The 4,678-nt window shown below is 28.7% G+C and carries 2 protein-coding genes; both read right to left on the minus strand.

Annotated features, from left to right (window positions below; genetic code table 11):
* Positions 1-182: 182 nt before the first annotated feature.
* Positions 183-1,217 (minus strand): hypothetical protein, encoded by a 1,035-nt coding sequence (locus B2W91_RS03835; RefSeq protein ID WP_291578958.1) that lies wholly within the window; start codon positions 1,215-1,217, stop codon positions 183-185.
* Positions 1,218-1,823: 606 nt separating this feature from the next.
* Positions 1,824-3,851 (minus strand): urocanate hydratase, encoded by a 2,028-nt coding sequence (locus B2W91_RS03840; protein WP_291578959.1) that lies wholly within the window; start codon positions 3,849-3,851, stop codon positions 1,824-1,826.
* Positions 3,852-4,678: the final 827 nt, after the last annotated feature.

Below are 4,678 nucleotides of genomic sequence, written 5' to 3' on the forward strand. Positions count from 1 at the left end.
AAGTTACATAGTAACTTCTTATAAAAAACGAGCAATATAATTGTAAGTAAAAAAATGGCGAACACTGTTCGCCGCTACAAAAAAATCAATTAAAGAAATTATTTTGTTTAAAAATAATTTCAACCATAATTCTTCATTCTTCATACTTAATTCTTCATTCTTATAGTTTTTATTCTCAATTGTTAAAACCATTGTATATTATATATCTGCAGCTCATCCAGCTTTAGGTAGTCTGTTATGAATTCTTTTGGGAAGTTTTTAGCTAGTGTTTGTTTGAATTTTGTTAGCTTTTCTTCCGTTGGTTTTTCTAGGTCTTCTTCTTTGTATTTTGTTTCTGTAAAGAAGGTTCCTTGAACTTTATAAGCAGCCTTATCATTTATTATATATAGGTTATTTTCTTCATCTAATTTTAAGTTGCCAAATACTGTTGGAGGTAACTCTGTTTTTTCTATATTAGAGATTTTATAATCTTTATTAAAATCTGCACTATATATATAATCTTTTACCTCACCAGTTTCTAGATTTAAGGAAAATGTTTTAAATACTATTTTACTATAGTCTTTTGAAATTACAGCATCTTGTATTTGCTCTTCACTGTTTTCCATCTCATATATTAACTTATCATTTATATATAAATTAGATTTATGGCTTGGATCATTTCTTTTAGTTTTGGCATATAGTAGTTCTTGACCATCATTATATGTGCCCATTAAAATACCTTTAACGGAATCTACTTGCTTTTTAGAATTTATGTCATATATTCCATAAGATGATACAGATGGATTCATATGAGCTGTGACTAATATATGCTCATCATCTAACCATTTAATATCTGTTATGTTTTTTAAATCTTCATCTTCTATATCTATAATATCTGTTTTTTCTTTTTTTATATTCTGAATCACAATTTGTGAATTATTTATCGTATTTTGATCTTGTTGAAATCTATAGACTATATTTTTATGATTAGGACTTAGAACAAGCAATTCTTTTCTTTTACCTTGATCTCCTACTACTTTTATTTCTTCTTTCTTTTCATCATAAATGTATATATCGTTGTTTCTTTCAAAAACAGCTTTTAGATGCGCTTTTTCTGCCAATTTAACTTTGTTGTCATCGTTCTTATCACAACCATATAATAAGCAGGAAGCTAACACGACAAAAAGCAATAATAAATTAACAAGCTTCTTACTTTTACTTCCTTTATTAACTAGCATTTCCTCTACTCCCTTACTCATACTTTTCCTACATCACGAGAATAATTATACCCCTTAATATATACGTGTATCAATACAGAAAGGTTTTATTTAAGCTAATTTTAATATTCGAATTTATAATTTGAAAATCCTTTGCAATAGAAAACTTAATTTAATTCACAACTTTATTCAATTCACAGTTCACTATGCACAACTTTATTCAATTCACAATTGTGGATATTTCTCATCAGAGGCTGAGAAATTTAAAATTGATTTTGTTGTAGCGGCGAACAGTGTTCGCCACATAACTAGCAACTGCTTTGCTAGTTAAAAATACATTTCAGCCTTGATTGTGAATTGATAAATTCCCAAAGGTAAAAGAATGGCGAACACTGTTCGCCGCTACAGTGAATTCATTTAAAGAAATTATTTTTCTAAAAAATAATTTCATCCTTAATTGTCAATTTTCCATCGTCAATTCTCCATTGACTAAGTTTTATGCATAAAAAAAGAACACCTAAATTACTTTAGGTATCCCTTTAATTTATATTTAAGTTCAAGTGTTATCAAGTAAAAATTAGAAATAGTTTCATCTTTACATTCTATTCCCTATTTAAAATTAAATGCTTATTTATTTAAAGCTTTTTCTACAACTGATGAAATTAGATTCTCATCAGTTATATATGGTAATGTAATATGATCTGTTGATGAATGTTTTTGGTTGTATTCTATAGAAGTTTCTATTGAGTGAGGGTTTCTTGCCCAAGCTCTTCTAGCAACTCCTCCCATAACATCCCATGCCATAGAAGATTTTATTATATCATCTACTTTTTCACTACCATCAAGCACAAGACCAAATCCACCATTTATTGATTTACTTGTTCCTACTCCTCCACCATTATGAAGTGCTATAAGACTCATGCCCCTTGCCGCATTTCCTGCAAAGCATTGAACAGCCATCTCAGCCATAACATTACTTCCATCTTTTATATTAGAAGTTTCCCTAAATGGAGAATCTGTTCCACTTACATCATGATGATCACGACCTAACATTATTGGTCCAACTTCACCTTTTCTTACCATGTCATTGAACTTTAATGCTATATCCATTCTTCCTTGTGTATCTTGATATAGTATTCTAGCTTCTGTTCCAACTACTAGTTTATTTTTCTCTGCATCTTTAATCCAGATGTAGTTATCTCTATCCTGTCCTCTTCTATTTGGATCAATACATTCCATAGCTGCTTTATCAGTTTTTATTAAGTCTTCATGATCTCTACTTAAGCAAACCCATCTAAATGGTCCATAGCCATAATCAAATAACATAGGTCCCATTATATCTTCTACATAAGATGGGAATATAAATCCATCTTTTTCATCTACGCCATTTTTAACAATGTCTTTTGCTCCTGCATCATATACTGCTTTCATAAAGGCGTTACCATAATCAAAGAAATATACTCCTCTAGAATCCAGTATCTTAACCAGTTCATAATGTTTAATTAGAGTTTTGTCTACTAATTCTTTAAATTTCTTTCTATCTTCTTTTAGAAGTCTTGTTCTTTCTTCAAAGCTTATGCCCATAGGTGCATATCCACCTTCATAAGGAGCATGGCATGAAGTTTGGTCTGATAATAAATCTATTTTAATATTTTTATCTACAATATATTGTAGTAAATCAACAACATTTCCATGATAAGCAATTGAAATTACTTCTTTATTTTTAGCTTTTTCTAAAGCTACTTTAAATATTTCATCAAGATTATCTGAAGCCATTGATACCCAACCTTGATCTAATCTTGTTTTTATTCTTGAATAATCAACTTCTGCAACTATTCCAACACCATTAGCTATTTCTATAGCCTTAGGCTGTGCACCACTCATTCCCCCAAGTCCTGATGTTACAAATATTTTTCCTCTTAAATCTCCATCTTGAGGTACTCCAAGTTTTAACCTTCCTGCATTTAATAAAGTATTGAAAGTTCCATGTACTATACCTTGAGGTCCTATGTACATCCATCCTCCTGCAGTCATTTGACCATAATTGGCAACTCCTAATTGGGTAGCTGTATGAAAATCTTCTGGATTATCAAACATACCTATCATAAGCCCATTAGTAGTTATAACTCTTGGTGCCTTCTTAGAACTTCTAAATAGTCCTAGTGGATGACCTGATTCAACAACTAAAGTTTGTTCATCAGTAATGTTTTCTAAATATTTCATTATAAGTCTATATTGCATCCAGTTTTGACATACTTGACCTGTCTCCCCATAAGTAACAAGCTCATAAGGATATAATGCTACATCAAAATCTAGGTTATTATCTATCATTACTTGGAAAGCTTTACCTTCCATACAATTCCCTTTATATTCATCTACAGATTTACCGTAAATTCTTCCTTCTGGTCTAAAACGATAACCATAGATTCTTCCTCTTGTTAATAGCTCTTCCATAAATTCTGGAGCTAACTCTTCATGATACTTTTCTGGTATGTATCTTAGTGCATTTTTAAGTGCAAGCTCTGTTTGAGCTTTTGTTAATGTAAAGCCTCTATCCGGAGCTCTTCTAATACCCTCTTGAAATTTTGGCATATTAGGTAGTTCATCTTCTAATTTAATAATCATAGCTTTTTCAATATCTACGTTGTTTAACATATAGCCACCCCCAAATAATTTATCGGTTAAAATAGTTTATTTCTAAGATTAGCTTTATAGGTATCTGAAAGAAAATAACAAGTCAAAGATATTAGTTTATTTTATATCGAACAAATTATTAGCTTATATTCATAGTAATGCTATAAGCTAATCTAATAACATGATATGATATAAAATAAGCTAACATAGTGGCTGCTTATTTTTCCAAGTACCTCGTTACAAGTTCTTAATTGTACAAAGTTATTTCTCTCAATCGTTAATTGTGTATAATTTTTATAAATTACTTAAAAATTACTTTTATAATAAGAAATTAATATATTAAAAATTAATTTCAAAAATACAATTTACAATGTATAATTTAACTAAACTTTAAAGAATTACATTTACCCCATTATAAATTCTTAATTGTACAAAATTATCTTTCTTAATTGTTAACTACATATAATTCTCAAAAATAATTGAGAACTTTTCAATTTGATATTATAGTTTTACTTTACATAATTATTTTTTTAAAATTATTATGTTTTAAATTTCATTTGCATATCATTATCAATTCTTCATAACATCACCTTAATTGATAAAATAATACATTACAAAGAAATATTAAACTACACACTACTCTATATTCTTTATAAATTCAAAAAATCCTTCCAAAAACATTAACTTTTTTCACAATTTAGTATATTATATCTTTTTGATACATAAATTCATTATTTTTACTTTATTGCATTAACGTGTTAAAGTAACCTAATTCAATTCACAATGCACAATGCACAGTTCATAATTATGGATATTTCTCAGCTATTGCTGAGAAATTTAGAATTGAT

Source organism: Clostridium sp. UBA6640 (genome assembly GCF_002455975.1).
In the GTDB taxonomy this organism is placed as follows: Bacteria; Bacillota; Clostridia; order Clostridiales; family Clostridiaceae; genus Clostridium_J.

Excerpts from the sequence above, each read along its gene's own strand:
- B2W91_RS03835 (WP_291578958.1), bottom strand. The coding sequence starts at position 1,217 with ATGCTAGTTAATAAAGGAAGTAAAAGTAAGAAGCTTGTTAATTTATTA.
- B2W91_RS03840 (WP_291578959.1), bottom strand. The coding sequence starts at position 3,851 with ATGTTAAACAACGTAGATATTGAAAAAGCTATGATTATTAAATTAGAA.